The sequence below is a fragment of the Paraburkholderia sabiae genome, from assembly GCF_030412785.1.
GTDB classification, from domain to species: domain Bacteria; phylum Pseudomonadota; class Gammaproteobacteria; order Burkholderiales; family Burkholderiaceae; genus Paraburkholderia; species Paraburkholderia sabiae.
Map to the genome: position 1 here is coordinate 1,775,756 of NZ_CP125295.1, position 21,440 is coordinate 1,797,195.

Genomic DNA, 21,440 nt, shown 5'->3' on the forward strand with positions numbered 1-21,440 from the left:
GAAGCTCGATAGAGCCCTTGAAGCCGGCGACAGGCTGGGTTTCAAGGGCAAGGAGACGCGGCTGACGCTCGCAACGATTAAGACTTTCAGCCGCGTGCGTTCTCCTCTGCGAGATAGTTGCTGCGCGTAACAGCGACACTAACGGCCGGGTGCGTTTTGCTTGATATCGAATGTCCCTGTTATTACGCCCCTGCTTCCGCCTTGGGCATTCTGCAACAGATACTCCTGCCTGACGCTTGCAAATGACAAGCGAACTTGTTCGTAGCTCGCGGACATTTCTACACCGGTGATGACAACGTCATTCATGGTGATTCGCAGAAAATCAAGCGGAACGCCACCTGCCTTACGCATGGTCAGTACGACCTTGGGAATATGTTTTCCGGTCAGGCAATATGACATTAGGTTTGGACTTGCCCGGTCAACTTCGTGGAAAAATACGAGGTCTTCGACGGTAGCCTTGGCCGCCCCGCCTCCGGAGCCGGACATCATGGATGACTGCTGCGACATTTTCCATCCCCAGTTCGTTATCTGGATTTCGTCGGGATGGGTAGCATCTTCTGATTCGCCTGAAATTCCATCGATCTTTATGAAGGTGTCATTCGACATTTGAGCGTTTCCTGCGTAAGAGCTTGATTAGGGAATTGCCTAACCAGACGGTCGTCACTGATGAAAGAAGGGACAAAATTAGAAATGCGTCGACTATTGAATCTCCGGGTTCGGTTTCGTAGGTAATGCCGAGCCTGAGCAATGCGTTGTTCAAAAATGAATTGAATTCGTCCGTAAAGACGATTCGGCTGATGGGGAAAGAAAGCACAAAGAACACGATTGCCACGGCTACAGCATTTGCAGAAATTTTCTTGATGCTCATCGGACAACCACTGTTCCGTATGCAAAACCCTTTCCGCCCGGAATTGCCATGCGAGACGAATGAATTAGCCGGTCTCTCAGCCTGTAGAATCCTACCGGGTCGGCCAGTGTGACGCAGCCCTCACTCAGATTCTGTCTACCGTGCGGATGGAGTCGAAAGTTTCCGCGTCTGACACCATCCACAAAGGTCCAGTCATCTATCTCATCGTCATCACGATACAGAGCAAACCATTTAGCTCTTTCCGTGTCGCTCCAGAAATCCATTATGGAATCCTTTATGTGCGTGAAAATGCCGCCCGAACCTCGATCCACAATGTAGTAGCGGCCGGGAGGTAGCGGGCCAACCTTCGGAACCGCCGCGGCATCAGGATTGTTTTTCGCCCATCCGTCGTTACCTGAAAATGCTGCGAAGTCACCTATGTTTTCACAATGCAGTATGGACATCGTCTTACGGTTAAGTAGAAACGTGCACGCAACAGGCAATCTCTCCTCCCTTGACTTGAATCGGTATTGGCGCGATCGCGAATGGACGCGATCACTCGAAGTCGCGGTACGACGCAGAGGATTGTTCCAGCGCGGAATCGTGCAGTTGTGAAAAAGGGTAAAGGGTGGATTCGCCCCCCGGAACTTGGGAGCGATGGCGACTGCACGCAGGATCTATTGTTGCAAGTCGAGAGGCGTTCCTGCAATTAAAGAGCTGCGCGCTCTATTTCAAGAAGGCTTTTTGATGATCAGATTGATCGCTCGCACGGAAATTAGCGCGAGCACAGATGAAATGGCAACAGAAAGTTCGATGGAGAACGAGTCCACGTCTTCGTCGCCATAGATGCGTACTGATGCCGCTATAGTGAAAACGGCATCGCTCAAAGAATTCGAAAATACGATGCGGCCCGCCAGCGGGATGAGACAAAGCGTCAGGCAGAGCGCCGCGATCGCATTGAGAAACCACTTATAGCTAGACGGCATGTCGGGTTCATCATTGGTGTATCGATGAATGGATATAACGAGTCTGCTTATCTAACGATCACCAATACCCTTCAGCGCTCTGCCTGTCCACCAAATTGGGTAAGCTAGAACAATATTCGCGGTTGATCCTCAAAACACATCCACCCTTCCCGGAAACGTCTCCTCATAAGCAAGGGAAGCATCCCCCTCAACCGGCGTCCCCCCACGCTGTTCCCTAAACATCACAGGCGGCATCCCAAACTCCTTCCTAAACTCCCGTCCAAGATGTGACGCATCAGAAAACCCACAACTCGAAGCAATATCCGCGACCGTCCGATCCGAACTCGTCAGCAACCACGCCGCCGTCCTCAACCGAACCTGCTTGGCAAACGCCTGCGGACTCTTCCCGGTTTCCGCCTTGAACAACCGCTCCAGCTGACGCGGCGACAAATCCAGCTTGCAAGCCAGCTCTTCCAAAGGCAACGTGCGCCCGACGTGCTGCTCCATCAGCAGGATCGCGCGCTTGACCTTCGGATGCGTCGCCGGCTCCAGTCCCGGCGGATGCGGCTGCGGCGCATTGCCTTTCTGCATTTCGCCAACAAGCAGAATCCGCAGCGCCTTCTGCACCGTCGCCGTCTCGAAGTGCCGCAATAAAATCGCCGCCGCCACATCGATCGACGCCCGCCCGCCCGAACACGTAATACGCCGCCGATCGATCACGAACAGCCGGTCCGCGACGAGCGAATCCGAATTGACGGCAGGAAAGCGCTCGACGAAATCCCAGTAGTGAAACCAGCTCACGCAAATGCGATGCGCGTCGAGCACGCCCGCGCGCATCAGCGCGAACACGCCCGTGCAGATGCCGACCAGCGTCGCGTTCTTGCGCGCGGCGTCGCGGATGAAGTGCAGCGTCTCGTCGCTCGCCTGCGGCCCCGAATGCAGCAGCCCGCCGACGACGACCACATAGTCGAACGGCTCGGCATCGGCGAAGGTTTCCCATGGCGTGATCTGGATGCCGCAACTCGCGCGCACGGGCGCGAGCGTGTCGCCGATCACGCTCCACGAGCAGCGCACGGGCTTGCTGTAGTCGCCTTCGTCGGCGGACAGACGCAGCATGTCGACGAAGCCCGAGAACGCCGTCAGCGTGAAGTTCGGCAGCAGGATGATGCCGAAGCGGATGCGCTCTTTCGGCTGCGCGTCGATGGATGTCAGCGGTAGCGAATCAACGGGTGTCATGTAGGCCTGCGGTAGCTGACGACGAATAAGCAGCAAATAAAAAGCGCACACGCGCGGGATAACTACGCGGGATAACTACGCGGGATAACTACGCGGGATAACTACGCGGGATAACTACGCGGGATAACCCTGGCGTCGCCGATCCGGCCGTGCGCCTCTTGTCCTTTTCCGACACCGATTTTCGCAGATACGAAGCGCGTGCGCCCCTGTCCGGCCTGCAATTCCGCGAACCGCGATCCACTCCGACTTGCGTTTTTCCGTCAGCGAGTTGCCGGAAAACGCAGCCGCCAGGCGCCCGAAGCACGCTCTGGCGTGGCCATCCCACGTCGATGCCGTTTTTGTTCTATCGGCCGATTTTACGCTTTGGTGTACTGGCGTCATTGCGGAAGCCTCGCCGATTCGACGACATTCCGCCCACCCAACTGAGCAAGGTTTCCATGAACGTCAGCGTTTTCGACCTGTTCAAGATCGGCATCGGACCATCGAGTTCGCATACCGTCGGTCCGATGATCGCCGCGTGCCGCTTCGCTTCGCATATCGAGGACGCGAATCTGCTCGCCTTCGTGCGTCGCGTGAAAGTCGAGCTGTACGGCTCGCTGGGCGCAACGGGCAAGGGCCACGGCACCGACAAGGCGGTGCTGCTCGGCCTCGAAGGCCATCTGCCCGACACCATCGATCCCGATCTGATCGAGCCGCGCCTCGCCCAGATCCGCAAGGGCAAGCAGCTGTCGCTGCTCGGCAAGCACGATATCGCCTTCGAAGAAAAAGAGCACATCGCGTTCTTCCGCCGTCTGATGAGCGGCACGGGCAGCATCGTGCATCCGAACGGCATGCGCTTCCAGGCATTCGACGAGAACGGTCAACTGCTCGTCGAGAAAGAGTATTACTCGGTCGGCGGCGGCTTCGTCGTGAACCGCGACGGCGACCGCGTGAACGGCGTGCGCGCGGGCGGCGAAGTGCCGTATCCGTTCCGTACCGGCGACGACCTGATGCGCGTGTGCCGCGAAAGCGGTCTTTCGGTCGCACAGGTGACGTTCGCCAACGAATGCGCGTCGCGCTCGCCGGAAGAAGTGCGCGAAGGTCTGCTGGCCATCTGGCGCACGATGGCTGCCTGCGTCGAGCGCGGCTGCAAGATGCATGGCGAGCTGCCCGGCCCGATGAAGGTCAAGCGCCGCGCCGCCGATCTCACCGTGCAACTGCGTTCGCGTACGGAAGAGTCGCTGCGCGATCCGCTGTCGATGCTCGACTGGGTCAACCTCTACGCAATGGCCGTCAACGAAGAGAACGCCGCGGGCGGCCGCGTCGTGACGGCACCGACCAACGGCGCAGCGGGCGTGATTCCCGCCGTGCTGCACTACTACGTGAAGTTCGTGCCGGGCTCGAACGAAAACGGCATCGTCGATTTCCTGCTGACGGCAGCCGCCATCGGCATCATCTACAAGGAAACGGCGTCGATCTCGGGCGCTGAAGTGGGTTGCCAGGGCGAAGTGGGCGTCGCGTGTTCGATGGCGGCGGCGGCGCTCGCGGCTGTGATGAACGGCACGCCGACGCAAGTCGAAAACGCCGCCGAAATCGGCATGGAACACAACCTCGGCATGACCTGCGATCCCGTCGGCGGCCTCGTGCAGATTCCCTGCATCGAGCGCAACGCGATGGGCGCGATCAAGGCACTGAACGCATCGCGCATGGCGCTGAAGGGCGACGGCCAGCATTACGTCACGCTCGACAACGTCATCAAGACGATGCGCGAAACGGGCGCGGATATGAAAACGAAATACAAGGAGACGTCGCGCGGTGGTCTCGCCGTGAACGTCATCGAATGCTAATGGAAACCAGCAAGGCAACGACGAAGGGGTCTGCACGATGAGCCGCTATTCGATATTCAGTCTGTTCCGCAATGGGTTGTCGTATCACGAGAACTGGGAGCGGCAGTGGAGAAGCCCGGAACCGAAGAAGGAATACGACGTGGTGATCGTCGGCGGCGGCGGGCATGGTCTCGCGACCGCTTACTACCTCGCGAAAGAACACGGCGTGAAGAACGTCGCGATTCTGGAGAAGGGCTGGATCGGCGGCGGCAACACGGCGCGTAACACGACCATCGTGCGTTCGAACTATCTGTGGGACGAGTCGGCTGCGCTCTATGAAAAGGCGATGAAGCTGTGGGAAGGTCTGTCGCAAGACCTGAACTACAACGTGATGTTTTCGCAGCGCGGCGTGATGAACCTCGCGCACACGCTGCAGGACGTGCGCGACACCGAGCGTCGCGTGAACGCGAACCGTCTGAACGGCGTCGATGCCGAGTTCCTCACGCCCGAGCAGATCAAGGAAATCGAGCCGACCATCAATCTGAACAGCCGTTATCCCGTGCTGGGCGCTTCGATTCAGCGCCGTGCGGGCGTTGCGCGTCACGACGCCGTCGCATGGGGCTTCGCGCGCGGCGCGGACCAGGCGGGCGTGGACATCATCCAGAACTGCCAGGTCACGGGCATTCGCCGCGACGGCGGCCGCGTGACGGGCGTCGACACGGTGAAGGGCTTCATCAAGGCGAAGAAGGTTGCCGTGGTCGCAGCCGGCAACACGACCACGCTCGCCGATATGGCGGGCATCCGTCTCCCCATCGAAAGCCATCCGTTGCAGGCGCTGGTGTCGGAGCCGATCAAGCCCGTCGTCAACTCGGTGATCATGTCGAACGCGGTGCACGCGTACATCAGCCAGTCCGACAAGGGCGATCTCGTGATCGGCGCGGGTGTCGATCAGTACACGGGCTTCGGGCAGCGCGGCAGCTTCCACATCATCGAAGGCACGTTGCAGGCGATCGTCGAAATGTTCCCGGTGTTCTCGCGTGTGCGGATGAACCGTCAGTGGGGCGGCATCGTCGATGTTTCGCCCGACGCATGCCCGATCATCAGCAAGACGGACGTGAAGGGCCTGTACTTCAACTGCGGATGGGGCACGGGCGGCTTCAAGGCGACGCCGGGCTCGGGCTGGGTGTTCGCGCACACGATCGCGAACGACGAACCGCATCCGTTGAATGCAGCGTTCTCGCTGGACCGCTTCTACAGCGGCCATCTGATCGACGAACACGGCGCTGCTGCCGTGGCCCACTAATCGCACACTGCGCAACTACGTTGCATGGGACCAGAGTAAGGCGCTAAAGCGCCAACTCTGGTCGACAGGAGATAGAAAGATGCTGATGATCGAATGCCCGTGGTGCGGGCCGCGCGCCGAATCCGAATTTAGCTGCGGCGGCGAAGCCGATATCGCCCGTCCGCTCGACACCGACAAGCTCACCGACCGCGAATGGGGCGAGTACCTGTTCATGCGCAAGAACCCGCGCGGCGTGCATCGCGAGCAATGGATGCACACGCAGGGCTGCCGCCGCTGGTTCATGGCGACGCGCGACACCGTCTCGTACAACATCCAGGGCTACGACACGTTCAAAACGGGTAACTCGTCCACTGACGCTCAAGAGGGCAACAAGCAATGAGCCAGAATAACCGCCTCGGCGCCGGTGGGCGCATCAACCGCGCGATCCCGCTGACCTTCACGTTCAACGGACGCACGTATCAGGGCTTTCAGGGCGACACGCTCGCGTCCGCGCTGCTCGCGAACGGCGTGCACTTCGTGGCGCGCAGCTTCAAGTATCACCGCCCGCGCGGCATTGTCACGGCGGATGTGGCCGAACCGAATGCCGTCGTGCAACTCGAACGCGGCGCCTACACGGTGCCGAATGCGCGCGCGACGGAAATCGAGCTGTATCAAGGGCTCGTCGCGTCGAGCGTGAACGCCGAGCCGAATCTCGAACACGATCACATGGCGATCAACCAGAAGTTCGCGCGCTTCATGCCCGCTGGCTTCTACTACAAGACCTTCATGTGGCCGGCGAAATGGTGGCCGAAGTACGAAGAGAAGATTCGCGAAGCAGCGGGTCTCGGCAAGTCGCCTGAAGTACGCGACGCCGACCGCTACGACAAGTGCTACGCGCATTGCGACGTGCTCGTCGTCGGCGGCGGGCCGACGGGTCTCGCGGCAGCGCACGCGGCGGCCGTCAGCGGCGCACGCGTGATTCTCGTCGACGATCAGCGCGAACTCGGCGGCAGTCTGCTGTCGTGCAAGTCGGAGATCGACGGACACTCGGCGATGAGCTGGGTCGAGAAGATCGAAGCAGAACTCTCGCGCATGCCCGATGTGAAGATCCTGTCGCGCAGCACGGCGTTCGGCTATCAGGACCACAATCTCGTCACCGTGACGCAGCGCCTGACGGAGCATCTGCCCGTGTCGATGCGCAAGGGCACGCGCGAACTGCTGTGGAAAATCCGCGCGAAACGCGTGATTCTCGCGACGGGCGCGCACGAACGTCCCATCGTGTTCGGCAACAACGATCTGCCCGGCGTGATGCTGGCAGGCGCAGTGTCGACGTATGTGCATCGCTTCGGCGTGCTGCCGGGCCGCAATGCCGTCGTGTTCACGAACAACGACGCCGGCTATCAGTGCGCGCTCGACATGAAGGCATGTGGCGCGAGCGTCACGGTCGTCGATCCGCGTGCACAGGGCAGCGGCGCATTGCAGGCGGCGGCGCGTCGTCATGGCGTGAAGATCATGAACAACGCCGCCGTGATGACGGCGCATGGCAAGCAACGCGTGACCTCCGTCGAAGTGGTCGCGTATGCGAACGGCAAGACGGGTGCGAAGCAGGCCGATCTGCAGTGCGATCTCGTCGCGATGTCGGGCGGTTTCAGCCCCGTGTTGCACCTGTTCGCGCAGTCGGGCGGCAAGGCCCACTGGAACGATACGAAGGCGTGCTTCGTGCCGGGTAAAGGCATGCAGCCGGAAACGAGCATCGGCGCGGCAGCGGGCGAATTCAGCCTCGCGCGCGGCCTGCGTCTCGCAGTCGATGCGGGTATCGAAGCCGTCAAGTCGATCGGTTATGCAGTGACGCGTCCGCAAGTGCCGCAGGTGTCGGAAGCCGTCGAGTCGCCGATGCAGCCGCTGTGGCTCGTCGGCAGCCGTGCGGAAGCGGCGCGCGGTCCGAAGCAGTTCGTCGATTTCCAGAACGACGTGTCGGCGGCCGACATTCTGCTCGCGGCGCGCGAAGGCTTCGAATCCGTCGAGCACGTTAAGCGCTATACGGCGATGGGCTTCGGCACCGATCAGGGCAAGCTCGGCAACATCAACGGCATGGCGATTCTCGCCGATGCGCTCGGCAAGACGATCCCCGAAACGGGCACGACGACGTTCCGTCCGAACTACACGCCTGTGACCTTCGGCACGTTCGCGGGCCGCGAACTCGGCGATCTGCTCGACCCGATCCGCAAGACGGCCGTGCATGAATGGCACGTCGAGAACGGCGCGATGTTCGAGGACGTGGGCAACTGGAAGCGTCCGTGGTACTTCCCGCTGAAAGGCGAGGACCTGCACGCGGCCGTGAAGCGCGAATGTCTCGCGGTGCGCAACAGCGTCGGCATTCTCGATGCATCGACGCTCGGCAAGATCGACATTCAGGGCCCGGATGCCGCGAAGCTGCTGAACTGGATGTACACGAATCCGTGGAGCAAGCTCGAAGTCGGCAAGTGCCGTTATGGCCTGATGCTCGACGAAAACGGCATGGTGTTCGACGACGGCGTGACGGTGCGCCTCGCCGACCAGCACTTCATGATGACGACCACGACGGGCGGCGCAGCGCGCGTGCTGACGTGGATGGAGCGCTGGCTGCAGACGGAATGGCCGGACATGAAGGTGCGCCTCGCATCGGTGACGGACCACTGGGCGACGTTCGCCGTAGTTGGTCCGAAGAGCCGCAAGGTCTTGCAGAAGGTGTGCAGCGACATCGACTTCGCCAACGAAGCGTTCCCGTTCATGTCGTATCGCAACGGCACGGTGGCGGGCGTGAAGGCGCGCGTGATGCGGATCAGCTTCTCGGGCGAACTGGCGTATGAAGTGAACGTGCCCGCGAACATGGGCCGCGCGGTATGGGAAGCGCTGATGGCCGCGGGCGCCGAGTTCGACATCACGCCGTACGGCACGGAAACGATGCACGTGCTGCGCGCGGAGAAGGGCTACATCATCGTCGGCCAGGATACGGATGGTTCCGTGACGCCGCACGATCTCGGCATGGGCGGACTCGTCGCGAAGACGAAGGACTTCCTCGGACGCCGTTCGCTGACGCGTTCGGATACCGCGAAGGAAGGGCGCAAGCAGTTCGTCGGTCTGCTTCCCGACGATCCGCAGTTCGTGATTCCCGAAGGCAGCCAGATCGTCGCCGGTCCGTTCCAGGGCGATACCGCGCCGATGCTCGGGCACGTGACGTCGAGCTACTACAGCCCGATTCTGAATCGTTCGATCGCGCTCGCCGTGGTCAAGGGCGGCCTGAACAAGATGGGGCAAAGCGTGACGATTCCGCTGTCGAGCGGCAAGCAGATCGCCGCGAAGATCGCCAGCCCCGTTTTCTACGACACCGAAGGAGTGCGTCAACATGTGGAATGAAGCAAGGAACAATGCACCGGGCGCAACCTCGGCTGTCGCGCAGCGAGTGGCGGGTCAACCGTGGCAGGAGTCGCCGCTTGCAGGTGTCGGCGAACTGGTGAAGAAGCATACGGCGGCGCCGTCGAAGAAATTTCATCTGCGCGAGAAGGCGTTTTGCGATCTCGTCAGTCTGCGCGGCGACGTGCGCGACGCAGCCTTTGTCAGTGCCGTGCAGAGCGTGACGGGCTGCGAGCCGCCTGCGAAGCCGAACACGGTGACGCGCGGCAATGGTTATGACGTGCTGTGGCTCGGTCCTGACGAATGGCTCGTGCGTTCGCAGCAGGCGCAGGCGGCCGTTGCCGAAGACAAGCTGGTCGAGGCGCTGCAAGGGCAGTTTGCATCGGCTGTCGATATCGGCAGTGGCTGGACGGTGCTCGAAGTGAGCGGCGAGAAGGTGCGTGACGTGATCGCGCGCGGCTGTCCGCTCGATCTGCATCCGCGCATGTTTGCGCCGGGCCAGTGTGCGCAGAGCCATTATTTCAAGGCATCGATCGTGCTGGTGCCTGTCGCCGACGATACGTACGAGATCGTCGTGCGCCGCAGCTTCGCCGATTACTTCGTGCGCATCATGCTCGACGCGGCTGAGCCGCTGATGTCGTGAAGCCGTTCGAGGAGCCGTTAGCGGCTTTCGTGCAGTCGACGCTGCCGCTGCGGGGCAAGGGTTGGCGTGTGTTTATCGATGAGCTTGTCGTGGAGACGCGCATCGGTATTCATGCGCACGAGCATCTTGCGCCGCAGCCGGTTGTGATCGACGCGAGTCTTGCGTATCGCTGCGAGCCTTCGGAATCGCATGCGATGATCGATTACGAGCGCTATTGCAATCGCGTGAGTGAGTTTCTTTCTATGAAGCCGCATACACGGTTGCTGGAGACGCTGGCTGTCGAGATTGCGATGTTGTCGTTCGACGAATTTCCTGCGCTCGATGCGATGACGCTTTCTTTGTATAAGCCGAAGATTCGTGAAGGTACCCGGAGGATTGGTGTTGAACTGGACTGGACGCGGGGTGATTTCGATGCTCAGCGTGTGGGTTCTGTTTTGCGCTGAACGCGGTTGATCTTATGTCGCGATCGCAAACTTCCGAGTTGCTCAAGCGTGCGTATGCGGGCGGCGATGTGCATGCTGCTGTGGCTTTGCTCGATCTTAGTATCGCGCTTGGGCATCGGAAGATTGCTCTGATTCGGTATTTGCAGGCGCAGCATCTCGATGCGCCACTCGATGCGCGGCATCATGAGTATGTGCGCGGTGTTGCCGCGCGGATGAGTCCTGATGCTCTTGCCAGAATTGTTGGAGAGGCTAGAGTTCGCGCTGGGCGGAGTGGGTCGTAGGTTTTTTGTTTTTGTTTTTGTTTTTTGCTTTTGGCTGGCATCCGCGATTTCGTATCGGTGCTTCTCGCGTTGCCCCTGTGCGGGGCGGCACCTACTTTTCTTTGCAGCGGCAAAGAAAAGTAGGCAAAAGAAAGCCGCTTTTGAACCTCCGGTGCCCGCCAGGATAGCGCTTCGGCATGCTGCAGTTGAGCCATTGCGCAACAACGTCCGCACCCTGTAGAGAGCCCACGGTCAACCGCGCACGGCGCGAAAACCCCGCACACGGTCTGGAGCACATACCGCCGCAATCAAACGGACGCAAACGCACAAAAAACAAGCCGACCGAATGTGCCCCAACTGGACGTAATCTTTCACGCCGCGCGCAGCTCACTGCGGGCTTTCTACGGAGTGTTCGCGTTGCTGCGCGACAGCTCAAAGAACGTGCGCCGTAGCGTTATCCTGGTAGGCACCGGAGGTTTGAAGCGGCTTTCTTTTGCCTACTTTTCTTTGCCGCTGCAAAGAAAAGTAGGTGCCGCCCCGCACAGGGGCAACGCATGAAGTACGGATACGAATTCGCGGATGCCAGCCAAAAGGCAAAAGGGGCGACGCTGGCAAACCGAAACGACAACGCGGATGCCAGCGCAGCAAAAAGCAGAAAACCCAAAATGGCGACTAGCGTCGCAGACAAAAAAAAGCATCAAGCGGCATGCAAGCCGCCCCTCATCATCAACATCCTCACCCGCGACAAATCCGCCTCGACATGCCCTTGGTGTTCAAAAAGCTCAGCGAGCCAATCAACAAAAGCCCTGACCCGCGGCGACACGCGCCGCCCCTTCACATAGGCCACAGAAACGGGCATGGCAACAGGCTTCCACTGCGGCAAAACCTCGCGCAGTAAACCCTTTTCAAGCAAAGGCTGAGCAGCAATCCTGGCAGGCTGAATCAACCCAAGCCCCTGCAACCCGCAGGTCAAGTAAGCATGCTCATCGCTGACCTTGATGAACCCATCGACCTTCACGGTCAACGAACTCCCACCCACATCGAAATCAAAATCGACAGCACGCCCGGTCAGCGCCGACATGCAGTTAACAGCAACATGCCCCGACAGATCATCGAGACTCTCAGGCATGCCATAGCGCTCCAGATAAGCCGGACTGGCACACGTCACATGCTCCAGCGTGCCAAGCCGCTTTGCCGCAAGCTGAGAATCAGGCAACTCGCCAAGCTGAATACTGCAATCCACGGCCTCGCCGACGAGATCCACATTACGATGACTCACGCCGATCGCGAGATCGATCGACGGATAACGCTCATGAAAATCATCGAGCGCAGGCAGCACGATCGAAGTCGCCACCGCACCCGGCATTTCAACCCGCAAACGTCCGCTCGGATTATCGAGCGTCTGCCGCAACGTCGCTTCCATCTCGTCGATATCCTCGAGAATCTGCGCGCAGCGCTCGTAATACGCAGCGCCCTCCGGCGTGAGGCTAATGCGTCGCGTCGTGCGAACGAGCAGCGTCGTGCCGAGCAGCGATTCCAGGTTCTGCACAATCGTGGTTGCCGTCGCGCGCGGAATTTCCAGCGACTCCGCCGCGCGGGTAAAGCTGTTGGTATCGACGATACGCATGAACGTGCGCATCGCCTGAATACGGTCGATCACGGAACTCTCCTGTCGAAAGCAAACCAGCGGAAAACACCGCGGCGGCCCCGTCCCATGAGGACGGCGCGCCGGTACTGCAAACGCAATGACTGATGCGAGGCGGGAAGCAGGGACAGGCCGCCGTCCTGCGCGGCCTGGAAGGAAGAGGTGAAGCGCGAATCCGGTCCTGTTGGGTCCTGCTGCCCGTTACTTGCGGAGCGAGTCGAGATCGATGACGAAGCGGTACTTTACATCGCTCTTCAACATGCGCTCGTATGCTTCATTGATCTGCTGCATCTGGATCATCTCGATGTCCGAGGTGATGCCGTGCTTGCCGCAGAAATCCAGCATTTCCTGCGTCTCGGCAATGCCGCCGATCAGCGATCCCGCGAGACGTCGACGCTTCATGATCAGGTTGAACACCTGCGGCGACGGATGATCGTGCTCCGGCGCACCCACCAGCGTCAGCGTGCCGTCACGCTTCAGCAGGTTGATGAACGGATTCAGATCGTGCTGCGCCGCGACCGTGTTCACGATCAGATCGAAGCTGTTCACATGCGCTTCCATCTCCTGCGGGTTCTTCGAGATCACCACCTCATCTGCGCCAAGACGCTTCGCATCCTCGATCTTCGAAGCCGACGTCGTGAACAGCACGACATGCGCGCCCATCGCGTGCGCGAGCTTCACGCCCATGTGACCGAGGCCGCCCAGACCGACGATGCCGACCTTCTTGCCAGGGCCGGCGCCCCACGTGCGCAGCGGCGAATACAGCGTGATACCCGCGCACAGCAGCGGCGCGACGCCCGCGGGATCGAGGTTCTCCGGCACGCGCAGCACGAAGTCTTCATCGACGACGAGTTGCGTCGAATAACCGCCGTACGTCACTGCGCCCGTCTGACGGTCGTTGCCGTTATACGTGCCGACGAAGCCGTTCTCGCAATACTGCTCGAGACCTTCCTGGCAGCTCGGACACGTGCGGCACGAATCGACGAGACAGCCGACGCCGACCAGCTGCCCGACCTTGTATTTCGTCACCTGCGACCCGACGTTCGTCACACGGCCGACGATCTCATGGCCCGGAACGACGGGGTAAATCGTGTTCTTCCATTCATTGCGTGCCTGATGCAGGTCCGAATGACAGACACCGCAAAACAGGACTTCCATCTGTACATCGTGTTCGCGCAGATCGCGACGCTGAAATTCGAACGGCGCGAGTTTCGATTGCGCGTCGGTTGCGGCGAAGGCGTAGGTCGTGGTCATGTAGGCTCCAGCTCGTTGATGCAATTGCGCGAGGCGCCGCGCGGCCCGTAAGCGGCCTGGTGATGGCCTGCTGATGGCCTCAAAGCGCGGCGGATGAATCTGTCGTGCGCCGTGGCGCGCGGAGTGTCCGTTGCGTGATCCGTCCGGCGGGCGCGAAGCGCAGATGAAGCGCCGCGCGAATGACTCATGTGAGGCGGTGGACGGGGTCGCGGACAGGAAGCGGGCTTTGCGACAGGGTTCCCATGTTAGGGATCGCGCGTGGCCCAGGGAATACCTGAACGTCTTGAAGGTTTGCCTAATTCTCCTGGCGGCGTACGCGATAGGACATTTAATGCTAGATTTCAAGCCATATTCTCTGACGCCACATGGTTTCGCCGACTGGATTTCATCATGTCCGACACAAAACATTCACATGGCGCGCCGCTCGCGGAGCGCAACCCGCAACAGCGCATGGTCGAATTGCTGCGCACGCTCGCGCCCGCCGAGGGCATGACGGATGCGCCGCTCGAAGGCGTCAAGTTCTTGCGCGCCAATCATCCGATGCCGCGCCGCCCGGTGATGTACGAGCCGAGCATCGTCATCGTGTGTCAGGGGCGCAAGCGCGGCTATCTGGGCGATCACGCGTACATCTATGATGCGCAGCAATATCTCGTGCTGTCCGTGCCGCTGCCGTTCGAATGCGAAACGGAAGCGAGCGTCGAAGAGCCGTTCCTCGGCATTTCGATTCGCGTCGATCTGACGATGGTCGCCGAGTTGCTGATGCTGCTCAACGAGACGCACGGTCACGTCGACAGCGAGCCGCGCGGCATCTACTCGACGCCGCTCGACCAGCCGCTCGGCGATGCCGTCTTGCGTCTGCTCGAAGCGCTCGTGTCGCCATTCGATGCGCGCATTCTCGCGCCGACGATCGTGCGCGAGATCTGTTATCGCGTGCTGACGGGCGTGCAGGGCGACGCGATCCGCGCGGCGCTCACGCATCAGCACCATTTCGGGCGCATTGCGAAGGCGCTGCGGCGCATTCACACCGAGTACGACGGCGATCTCGACGTCGAGACGCTCGCGCGCGAATCGGGCATGAGCCTCGCCGTGTTTCATGCGCAGTTCAAGACCGTCACGTCCACATCGCCGATGCAGTACGTGAAGACGACGCGCCTGCATCACGCGCGGCTTCTGATGGTGCAGGACGGATTGAACGCGAGCGCGGCGGCGGCGCGCGTGGGTTACGAAAGCGCGTCGCAGTTCAGCCGCGAATTCAAGCGCCTGTTCGGCCTGAGTCCCGTCGATGAAGTGAAGCGCATGCGCGGCACGCTCGATCCCGTCGTGCCGCCTCAACGTCCCGTCGTGGCCGCGCGCAAGTACGTGACGACCAATTGAGCGGGCGCGTTATGCCGTGCTGTCACACGGGGTCGTGACAGCACACGCAGAGCTTGTTGCCGTCGGGATCGCGAAAGTACGCGCCGTAATAGTTCGCGTGGTATTCGGGGCGCAGCCCGGGCGGGCCTTCGCAAGCGGCGCCATGCGCGAGCGCCGTCGCGTGCACGCGATCGACGGTGAGACGGTCAGGCGCCAGCAGCGCGACCATATGCCCGTTGCCCGCGACGGCAGACTCGCCATCGAACGGCTTGCCGACGAGAAACAGCGGTCGCGCGACGCCGGGCTTCATCCAGCCCGCCCACGGCCGCTCGTCCTCGCGGAATTTCAGTGCGAGCCCTAGCTCGGCCAAGACGGTCGAATAGAAATCAAACGCCCGCTCGAAATCGTTGACGCCGATGAACACGTGGGAAAGCATCGAATGCGGCTCCTTTTCTTGAGCGAATCTGGAAGGCGGGTAACACCGATACCAGCATGATTGCTGATCTGGCTAGGCGTGCGCGCCGTGGCTACGATGATCGCGCTGCATCATCTCTAACCTGTCACGGAGCCCGCTCATGAAGCGCTTTCACATCGCACTGGCCGTTGCGAATCTCGACGAATCGATCGACGACTATAGCCGCCGTCTCGGACAGCCGCCCTCGGCTGTCGTGCCGGGTCAGTACGCGATGTGGCGCACGGACCTGCTCAACTTCTCGATCAACGAAAAGCCCGAAAAAGCAGGGCAATTGCGGCATGTCGGTTTCGAGGACGACGACGTCGAAGGCTATTCGAGCAACATCGATGTGAACGGCCTCGAATGGGAGCTGTTTTCTGCGGCCGAGCAGGACCGGCGCATCGTCAGCACGTACGGCGTGCCCGTGAAGAACTAAGCATGCCGCGAGCCACGCAAAGAAAAGTGCTTACTTTTGCGGGCTCGACGCTTCCTGCGACGTATAGTGCGCGCGCTTTTCTTCGTACATCAGCAGGTCCGCGCGTTGTACGCCCGCTTCGATCCGCTCGCCGCGCTGCACCGTCGCCATGCCCATCGAGAAGCTGATCGGCGAGCCCGGATAGAACTGATTGTTCAGATCGACGAGCTGGCGGATCGTCTCGATCATCGCTGCGCCGCCGCGTTCATCGGTGCCGGGCAGCAGGATTGCGAACTCGTCGCCGCCGATGCGCGCCGCGTTGAACGGCGTCTCCATCGCCTTCGCGAGCACTTCGCCGGCGCGGCGCAGCAGCGCATCGCCCGCCGCGTGACCGAGCTGATCGTTGACGCGCTTGAGGCCATTGAGATCGGCCATGAGGACCGTCACCGGGAACGGACCCTTACGCTCCAGCCGGTTCAATTCGTCGACGTAGAACGAGCGGTTGCGCAGCTTGGTGAGCACGTCGTGCTTGCCGAGAAACTCCAGATACGCTTCTGCCTTCTTGCGCGCGGTGATGTCGGTGAGCGCGACGAGTACGAGGTCCCACGTGCGCTCGTGGCCGGGCAGCACGGAGAACTGCAGGTGAACGTGGACCTCGTTGGCTTCGAGCGAATAGTTGAGTACTTCGCGCTGCTGGAACAGCTTGCCGTCCCACAGATCGATCAGCTGCTCGCGGAAATGCGGGCGCATGTCGTCGCGGAACACGTCGGGCAGGCGCGCGAGCAGCGTTTTCTTGTCGGGCGCGGCGAACATATCGAGCGTGTGCTGGTTGACGTCGAGCACATGAATCTCGGCCATGCAGCGCTCGACGAACTCGGGATGCACATCGGTGAAGGTGCGGAAATCCGTGATGCCTGCCGCGCGCGCTTCGTCGAGCAGACGTTTGACGGCGCTGAAATCCTCGACCCACAGCGACACGGGCGAGTATTCGAACAGCCCGCGCACGTATTGTTCGGCCTCCGTCACGCGATGGCGCGCGCCTTCCAGTTCCGTGATGTCTTCCGTCGACACCAGCACGCGGTCCCAGCGTTCTTCGTGGCCCGGCAGTATCTTGCCTTTGAGCAGCACGTCGAGACGCCGGCCTCCGAGCGTGTAGTTGACCGTCTGGCTCGTGAAGTGATCCTGGCCTGCCCATAGCTGGCACAGCTCTTCGAGGTGGGTTTTCAGCATGTCGTCGCGAAAGACCGTCGACAGGCTGTCCGTCAGGGTGCTGAAATCCGCGGCTTCGAATTGTGTGAGCGTTTTCTGGTTGACCTTGATGACGCGGATGCGGTGTGCGCATTCTGCTACGCGGTCTACATCGTTGCCGATGTGGGCGCGCAGGTCTGTTACGCCTTGGGAGCGCCAGTCTTCGAAGAGCGCTTTTACGCCGCTGAAGTCTTCGAGCCAGAGCGCTACGGGGGCGAGGTCGAACATTTCCTGATCATCGGAAGTGGGGCTGGGTTTTGCCATGGCGGGTCCGGGTTCGAATATTCGCGTATTCTACGGCGCCGTATTGCCGTACGGGTTTTTGTCTGCGACGTAGTCGCCATTCCAGTTTTTTTGGTTTTGGTTTTTGCTGCGCTGGCATCCGCGATTTCGTATCGGTCCTTCATGCGTCGCCCCTGTGCGGGGCGGCACCTACTTTTCTTTGCAGCGGCAAAGAAAAGTAGGCAAAAGAAAGCCGCTTCAAACCTCCGGTGCCTGCCAGGATAACGCCACGGCACACGGTCTTTGAGTGATTGCGCAGCAATGTCCGCACTCTGTAGAAAGCCCGCAGTCAACCGCGCACGGCGCGAAAACCCCGCACACAGTCTGGAGCACATACCGCCGCAATCAGACCGACGGCAAACACACAAAAGCAAGCCGACCGAATGTGCCCCAAGTGGATGTCATCTTTCACGCCGCGCGCGCCTGACTGCGGGCTTTCTACAGAGTGCGGACGTTGCTGCGCGATAGCTCAACTGCGGCATGCTGAAGCGCTATCCTGGCGGGCACCGGAGGTACAAAAGCGGCTTTCTTTTGCCTACTTTTCTTTGCCGCTGCAAAGAAAAGTAGGTGCTGCCCCGCACAGGGGCGACGCCTGAAGCACCGATACGAAATCGCGGATGCCAGCGCAGCAAAAACCAAAACCAAAAAACCCAGAATGGCGACTAGCGTCGCAGACAGAAACTGAGCATTGAAACTGTCGTTTGAAACGCGACGCGACAAAGCCTGGAGAGCCGCGACGCAGTTTGCTCCAGCTTCACGGGATCGACGGACAACGCGGCATCGATGCCGCTCGCGATCCCGCTCACGCGTACCGCAATGGGCGCGTCAGTGTCTTCCCATGTTTGCGCGAACGCGGTCTGCTTGCATGGCCGCGCGAAGTCTTCGTCGTGCAGCAGATTGATGCGCGGCAGCGCATACGCCATCGCGACGATCCTCCCATGCAGACTGCTGCCGAGATAGCCGCGGCTATGTGCGATCAACGCGCAGATGTCCCAGATATTCAGCGAATGCAAGACCTGCACGCAGGGCGCGTGCATGCGCGCGGCCGTGCGCTCCAGGCACGATAGATCGTCGTGCCACGGCGCCGCGCCGGCGCGAAACAACACGACGCCGAGGCGATGCGCGTCGGCCGCACGGTCCAGTTGCGCGGCAATCTGCGCGAGCGTCGCGTCGTCGCCGAAATCCGCGCTGAACTGCACGGCGAGATAACCGTTGGGCGCGGCCTCGCGTATCGCTGCGATGAACTGAGTGTTCGCATGTTCACGGATCGTGTCGCCGAAAAGCTCGGCAACCAGCACCGCGCAATCGGGCGCGAGCCGCGCGTCGATGCCTGACTTCGCGAGCAACGCTTGCGTGTGCAAATCGCGCACGCTGATATCGTCGGCGCGCGCCAGCTTGGCAAGCACATCGTCGCGCAAGGCTGCGTTGCGAACATCGAGCGAGACGCCACCCACTGCATTGAACAAAACACGCGAGGCATGAGGCAATTCATGCTTCGACACCACATATGGCGCGAGCTCTCGTGTGCCGAGCACGCGTTGCGCCCATCCAAAGCGATCGTGCTGTTGCGACGCGATCAACGGCTGTGCGTCGTCAGGCGATTGCAGCATCACGGCCGCTTCCCACGCATCGCAGGCAAGAATTTCTCCGCCTACGTGCAGCAGATCGACCGCACGTTCGTGCAACTGCCGAAGTACCTCGACGCGATGCCCGCCTTGCGCACGCAGATCGCGCGCTGCGAGTCCCGCGAAGCGCACGCTGCGATCCGCGAGCAAACGCGCAGCGACGTGCGCGAACAGCATGTCGCCGAAGTTGTGGCGGTCGAACGCGCCGAACAGAACGACAGGTGAAGGATGTGCCGTCATCGAACGAATCCGCCATCACGTAGCGCGTGCCGCTCGCTGTGCACGCGCTGAGTTGACTTTCGCAAATCCATGCCCTACGAATCGAATTAACCGGTCGTCGGTGATATCGGTGCAAAGCTTCATACAAGTCACTGGATGCTGTTCGGAGGGTACACGCAATTCACGTATTGACCACGTGCGCGCATCGCGGCACAGCACGCGAGCGCCACGCGCAATTCGGGGATGACGTGTTTTCCGGCGAAGCGATTCGACGCGCTTCGCCGTGAAGCAGGCGACGATCAGTCTGCAGCGCGCTGGCATGCCGGTGCGCCCCTTCGTGCCTCGAAATCGCAATCGTCGTGCTGCATGAGAAGTCGCTAATGCGGCAACGCGGGTTGCAGGGGAAGCGTCATGTTTACCTATCTGATCGTCGTCGCTATTTCGGCTTTCGTTCCGTATGTGGCGACGCCTGCTGCCGAAGCGGGCGTCAAGGCTGTCGTCTCGCATCACAACGACATGGAAACGGGCGATGCCGATGTCACGCCCACGCTCGTTGCCGCGCAGGATGCGCATGATGTGCACGATGTGCCCGTCGCGAATGCGCAGCCACGGGAAGCGCATTGAGGCGCAAGCAGCCGCGCTTGCCGTCATTGCCGAAGCGCTGGTTTGCATCGACGGCCCTTCGTCTGAAGGAAGTTTTATCGCGCTGTAACATGGCCGTCGATAATCGAAGGGATGGCCGCGACGTATGTGCGCGCATCGAATCGAACGGCTCGACGCGCTGCATGCCGTCGCTTCGTTGTCCAGCGATCAACCTGTTCGCCGCAGCGCGGCGCGATGTGTCCACACACAATGGAGTGAAACCGGATGAGCACGATCACCACGAAAGACGGCACGCAGATTTTCTACAAGGATTGGGGCACGGGCCGTCCCGTTGTCTTCTCGCACGGCTGGCCGCTCGATGCGGACGCCTGGGACGCGCAGATGCTGTTCCTGCTGCAGAACGGCTTTCGCGTGATCGCACATGATCGCCGCGGTCATGGCCGTTCGGACCAGCCGTCGAACGGCAACGACATGGACACCTACGCCGACGATCTCGCTGCGTTGCTCGACGCGTTGGATATTCAGGGCGCGACGCTCGTCGGCCATTCGACGGGCGGCGGCGAAGTTGCGCATTACATCGGCCGACATGGCACGAAGCGCGTCGCGAAGGCCGTGCTGATCGGCGCGGTGCCGCCCATCATGCTGAAGACGGAAGCGAATCCGGGCGGTCTGCCGATGGACGTGTTCGACGGCATTCGCAAGGGCGTCGCCGATAACCGCTCGCAGTTCTACAAGGACCTCGCGATGCCGTTCTTCGGTTTCAACCGGCCGAACGCAAAGGTATCGCAGGGCACGATCGACGCATTCTGGGCGCAGGGCATGGCAGGTGGCGCGCATGGCCAGTATCTGTGCATCCGCGAATTCTCGGAAGTCGATTACACGGAAGATCTGAAGAAGATCGACGTGCCGACGCTGATCCTGCATGGCGACGACGACCAGATCGTGCCGATCGATGCAGCGGGCAAGCTGTCTGCGAAGATCGTCAAGAACGCGACGTTCAAGATCTACGAAGGCGCGCCGCACGGCATGTGCGTAACGGAAGCCGACAAGGTCAACGCGGATCTGCTCGCGTTCATCAACAGCTAACGCTTGCAGCATCCATCGAAAGCGGCGCGCCTCTTGCGGGACGCGCCGCTTTGCTGTTTCATCCGCAGTGCTGCATCGTCCGATGCGGGCAACAGGGATGAACACGCATGGCAATCGAACTGGACAAAGACACGCGCAACGAAGCGATCGCTTCGCTGCAGCGCTATTTCGCGGAGAACATGGACGAGCCGATCGGCAACATCCAGGCGGGCGCGCTGCTCGGCTTCTTCGTCGAGGAAATCGGCCCCGCGATCTACAACCTCGCGGTGCAGGACGCGCAGGAGCGCATGATGGCGCGCGTGTCGGAACTCGACATCGAGTGTCACGAAGACACATTCGGCTACTGGAAAAAGTACGGGAAGCGGCGCTGAGTCTTTCCTGT

General features: G+C 60.9%; 22 protein-coding genes. 12 read left to right on the forward strand and 10 right to left on the reverse strand.

Annotated elements, in window-relative coordinates:
• Window positions 1-138: 138 nt before the first annotated feature.
• The 5 genes from QEN71_RS08010 to QEN71_RS08030 form a co-directional block, all read right to left on the reverse strand.
• On the reverse strand, window positions 139-606 hold the full coding sequence (locus QEN71_RS08010; protein WP_201658520.1) for an Hcp family type VI secretion system effector: 468 nt from the start codon (window positions 604-606) through the stop codon (window positions 139-141).
• Window positions 596-868 carry a hypothetical protein gene (locus QEN71_RS08015; RefSeq protein ID WP_201658517.1) on the reverse strand — a complete coding sequence of 91 codons (273 nt, stop codon included), beginning with the start codon at window positions 866-868 and terminating at the stop codon, window positions 596-598. Before QEN71_RS08015 ends, QEN71_RS08010 begins: the two co-directional genes overlap by 11 nt.
• Window positions 865-1,311 carry a DUF2778 domain-containing protein gene (locus QEN71_RS08020; RefSeq protein WP_201658514.1) on the reverse strand — a complete coding sequence of 149 codons (447 nt, stop codon included), beginning with the start codon at window positions 1,309-1,311 and terminating at the stop codon, window positions 865-867. Before QEN71_RS08020 ends, QEN71_RS08015 begins: the two co-directional genes overlap by 4 nt.
• Before the next feature lie 267 nt (window positions 1,312-1,578).
• Window positions 1,579-1,833 carry a hypothetical protein gene (locus QEN71_RS08025; protein WP_201658511.1) on the reverse strand — a complete coding sequence of 85 codons (255 nt, stop codon included), beginning with the start codon at window positions 1,831-1,833 and terminating at the stop codon, window positions 1,579-1,581.
• 129 nt (window positions 1,834-1,962) lie between these two features.
• Entirely contained in the window at window positions 1,963-3,048 is a 1,086-nt protein-coding gene (locus QEN71_RS08030; RefSeq protein ID WP_201658508.1) for a GlxA family transcriptional regulator, read from the reverse strand.
• A 437-nt stretch (window positions 3,049-3,485) separates the two neighbouring features.
• On the opposite strand from QEN71_RS08030, the gene QEN71_RS08035 reads away from it, so the two are divergent.
• The 7 genes from QEN71_RS08035 to QEN71_RS08065 all read left to right on the forward strand — a co-directional run bounded on the left by QEN71_RS08035 (window position 3,486) and on the right by QEN71_RS08065 (window position 10,895).
• The gene (locus QEN71_RS08035; RefSeq protein ID WP_201658505.1) at window positions 3,486-4,874 is read left to right on the forward strand and encodes an L-serine ammonia-lyase; all 1,389 of its coding nucleotides are present in this window, start codon (window positions 3,486-3,488) and stop codon (window positions 4,872-4,874) included.
• Between the two features lie 37 nt (window positions 4,875-4,911).
• A complete protein-coding gene (locus QEN71_RS08040; protein ID WP_201658502.1) occupies window positions 4,912-6,156 on the forward strand; it encodes a sarcosine oxidase subunit beta family protein in 1,245 nt (414 codons plus the stop codon).
• Window positions 6,157-6,235: 79 nt separating this feature from the next.
• Complete coding sequence (locus QEN71_RS08045; RefSeq protein WP_201658499.1) at window positions 6,236-6,535, forward strand: sarcosine oxidase subunit delta; 300 nt, start codon at window positions 6,236-6,238, stop codon at window positions 6,533-6,535.
• Window positions 6,532-9,531 carry a sarcosine oxidase subunit alpha family protein gene (locus tag QEN71_RS08050; protein WP_201658496.1) on the forward strand — a complete coding sequence of 1,000 codons (3,000 nt, stop codon included), beginning with the start codon at window positions 6,532-6,534 and terminating at the stop codon, window positions 9,529-9,531. Before QEN71_RS08045 ends, QEN71_RS08050 begins: the two co-directional genes overlap by 4 nt.
• Entirely contained in the window at window positions 9,521-10,171 is a 651-nt protein-coding gene (locus tag QEN71_RS08055) for a sarcosine oxidase subunit gamma (protein ID WP_201658493.1), read from the forward strand. Before QEN71_RS08050 ends, QEN71_RS08055 begins: the two co-directional genes overlap by 11 nt.
• Window positions 10,168-10,614: a dihydroneopterin aldolase gene (locus QEN71_RS08060; RefSeq protein ID WP_201658490.1), complete on the forward strand. Its 447-nt coding sequence runs from the start codon at window positions 10,168-10,170 to the stop codon at window positions 10,612-10,614. The genes QEN71_RS08055 and QEN71_RS08060 overlap by 4 nt, the downstream gene beginning before the upstream one ends.
• 14 nt (window positions 10,615-10,628) lie before the next feature.
• Window positions 10,629-10,895 carry a hypothetical protein gene (locus QEN71_RS08065; protein WP_233472074.1) on the forward strand — a complete coding sequence of 89 codons (267 nt, stop codon included), beginning with the start codon at window positions 10,629-10,631 and terminating at the stop codon, window positions 10,893-10,895.
• Window positions 10,896-11,571: 676 nt separating this feature from the next.
• Here the strand turns inward: QEN71_RS08065 and QEN71_RS08070 are convergent.
• Both QEN71_RS08070 and QEN71_RS08075 read right to left on the reverse strand, forming a co-directional pair.
• Window positions 11,572-12,534, reverse strand: a complete 963-nt coding sequence (locus QEN71_RS08070) for a LysR family transcriptional regulator (RefSeq protein WP_201658484.1) — start codon at window positions 12,532-12,534, stop codon at window positions 11,572-11,574.
• A gap of 186 nt (window positions 12,535-12,720) precedes the next feature.
• Window positions 12,721-13,773: an NAD(P)-dependent alcohol dehydrogenase gene (locus QEN71_RS08075; RefSeq protein ID WP_201658481.1), complete on the reverse strand. Its 1,053-nt coding sequence runs from the start codon at window positions 13,771-13,773 to the stop codon at window positions 12,721-12,723.
• Window positions 13,774-14,163: 390 nt separating this feature from the next.
• Here QEN71_RS08075 and QEN71_RS08080 point away from each other — a divergent pair, with 390 nt between their 5' ends.
• Entirely contained in the window at window positions 14,164-15,147 is a 984-nt protein-coding gene (locus tag QEN71_RS08080) for an AraC family transcriptional regulator (RefSeq protein ID WP_201658478.1), read from the forward strand.
• Between the two features lie 22 nt (window positions 15,148-15,169).
• Here QEN71_RS08080 and QEN71_RS08085 read toward each other — a convergent pair whose 3' ends face one another.
• On the reverse strand, window positions 15,170-15,562 hold the full coding sequence (locus QEN71_RS08085) for a VOC family protein (RefSeq protein WP_201658475.1): 393 nt from the start codon (window positions 15,560-15,562) through the stop codon (window positions 15,170-15,172).
• A 139-nt stretch (window positions 15,563-15,701) separates the two neighbouring features.
• On the opposite strand from QEN71_RS08085, the gene QEN71_RS08090 reads away from it, so the two are divergent.
• Entirely contained in the window at window positions 15,702-16,016 is a 315-nt protein-coding gene (locus tag QEN71_RS08090; RefSeq protein WP_201658472.1) for a VOC family protein, read from the forward strand.
• A gap of 30 nt (window positions 16,017-16,046) precedes the next feature.
• Here the strand turns inward: QEN71_RS08090 and QEN71_RS08095 are convergent, their stop codons facing one another.
• On the reverse strand, window positions 16,047-17,507 hold the full coding sequence (locus tag QEN71_RS08095; protein ID WP_201658469.1) for a sensor domain-containing diguanylate cyclase: 1,461 nt from the start codon (window positions 17,505-17,507) through the stop codon (window positions 16,047-16,049).
• 680 nt (window positions 17,508-18,187) lie between these two features.
• The gene (locus QEN71_RS08100; protein WP_201658466.1) at window positions 18,188-19,390 is read right to left on the reverse strand and encodes a polysaccharide pyruvyl transferase family protein; all 1,203 of its coding nucleotides are present in this window, start codon (window positions 19,388-19,390) and stop codon (window positions 18,188-18,190) included.
• A gap of 390 nt (window positions 19,391-19,780) precedes the next feature.
• On the opposite strand from QEN71_RS08100, the gene QEN71_RS08105 reads away from it, so the two are divergent.
• From QEN71_RS08105 to QEN71_RS08115, 3 genes are all read left to right on the forward strand, one after another.
• Window positions 19,781-19,993 (forward strand): hypothetical protein, encoded by a 213-nt coding sequence (locus QEN71_RS08105; RefSeq protein WP_201658463.1) that lies wholly within the window; start codon window positions 19,781-19,783, stop codon window positions 19,991-19,993.
• Window positions 19,994-20,236: 243 nt separating this feature from the next.
• Entirely contained in the window at window positions 20,237-21,058 is an 822-nt protein-coding gene (locus QEN71_RS08110) for an alpha/beta fold hydrolase (protein WP_201658461.1), read from the forward strand.
• 107 nt (window positions 21,059-21,165) lie between these two features.
• The gene (locus QEN71_RS08115) at window positions 21,166-21,429 is read left to right on the forward strand and encodes a DUF2164 domain-containing protein (RefSeq protein WP_201658459.1); all 264 of its coding nucleotides are present in this window, start codon (window positions 21,166-21,168) and stop codon (window positions 21,427-21,429) included.
• Window positions 21,430-21,440: the final 11 nt, after the last annotated feature.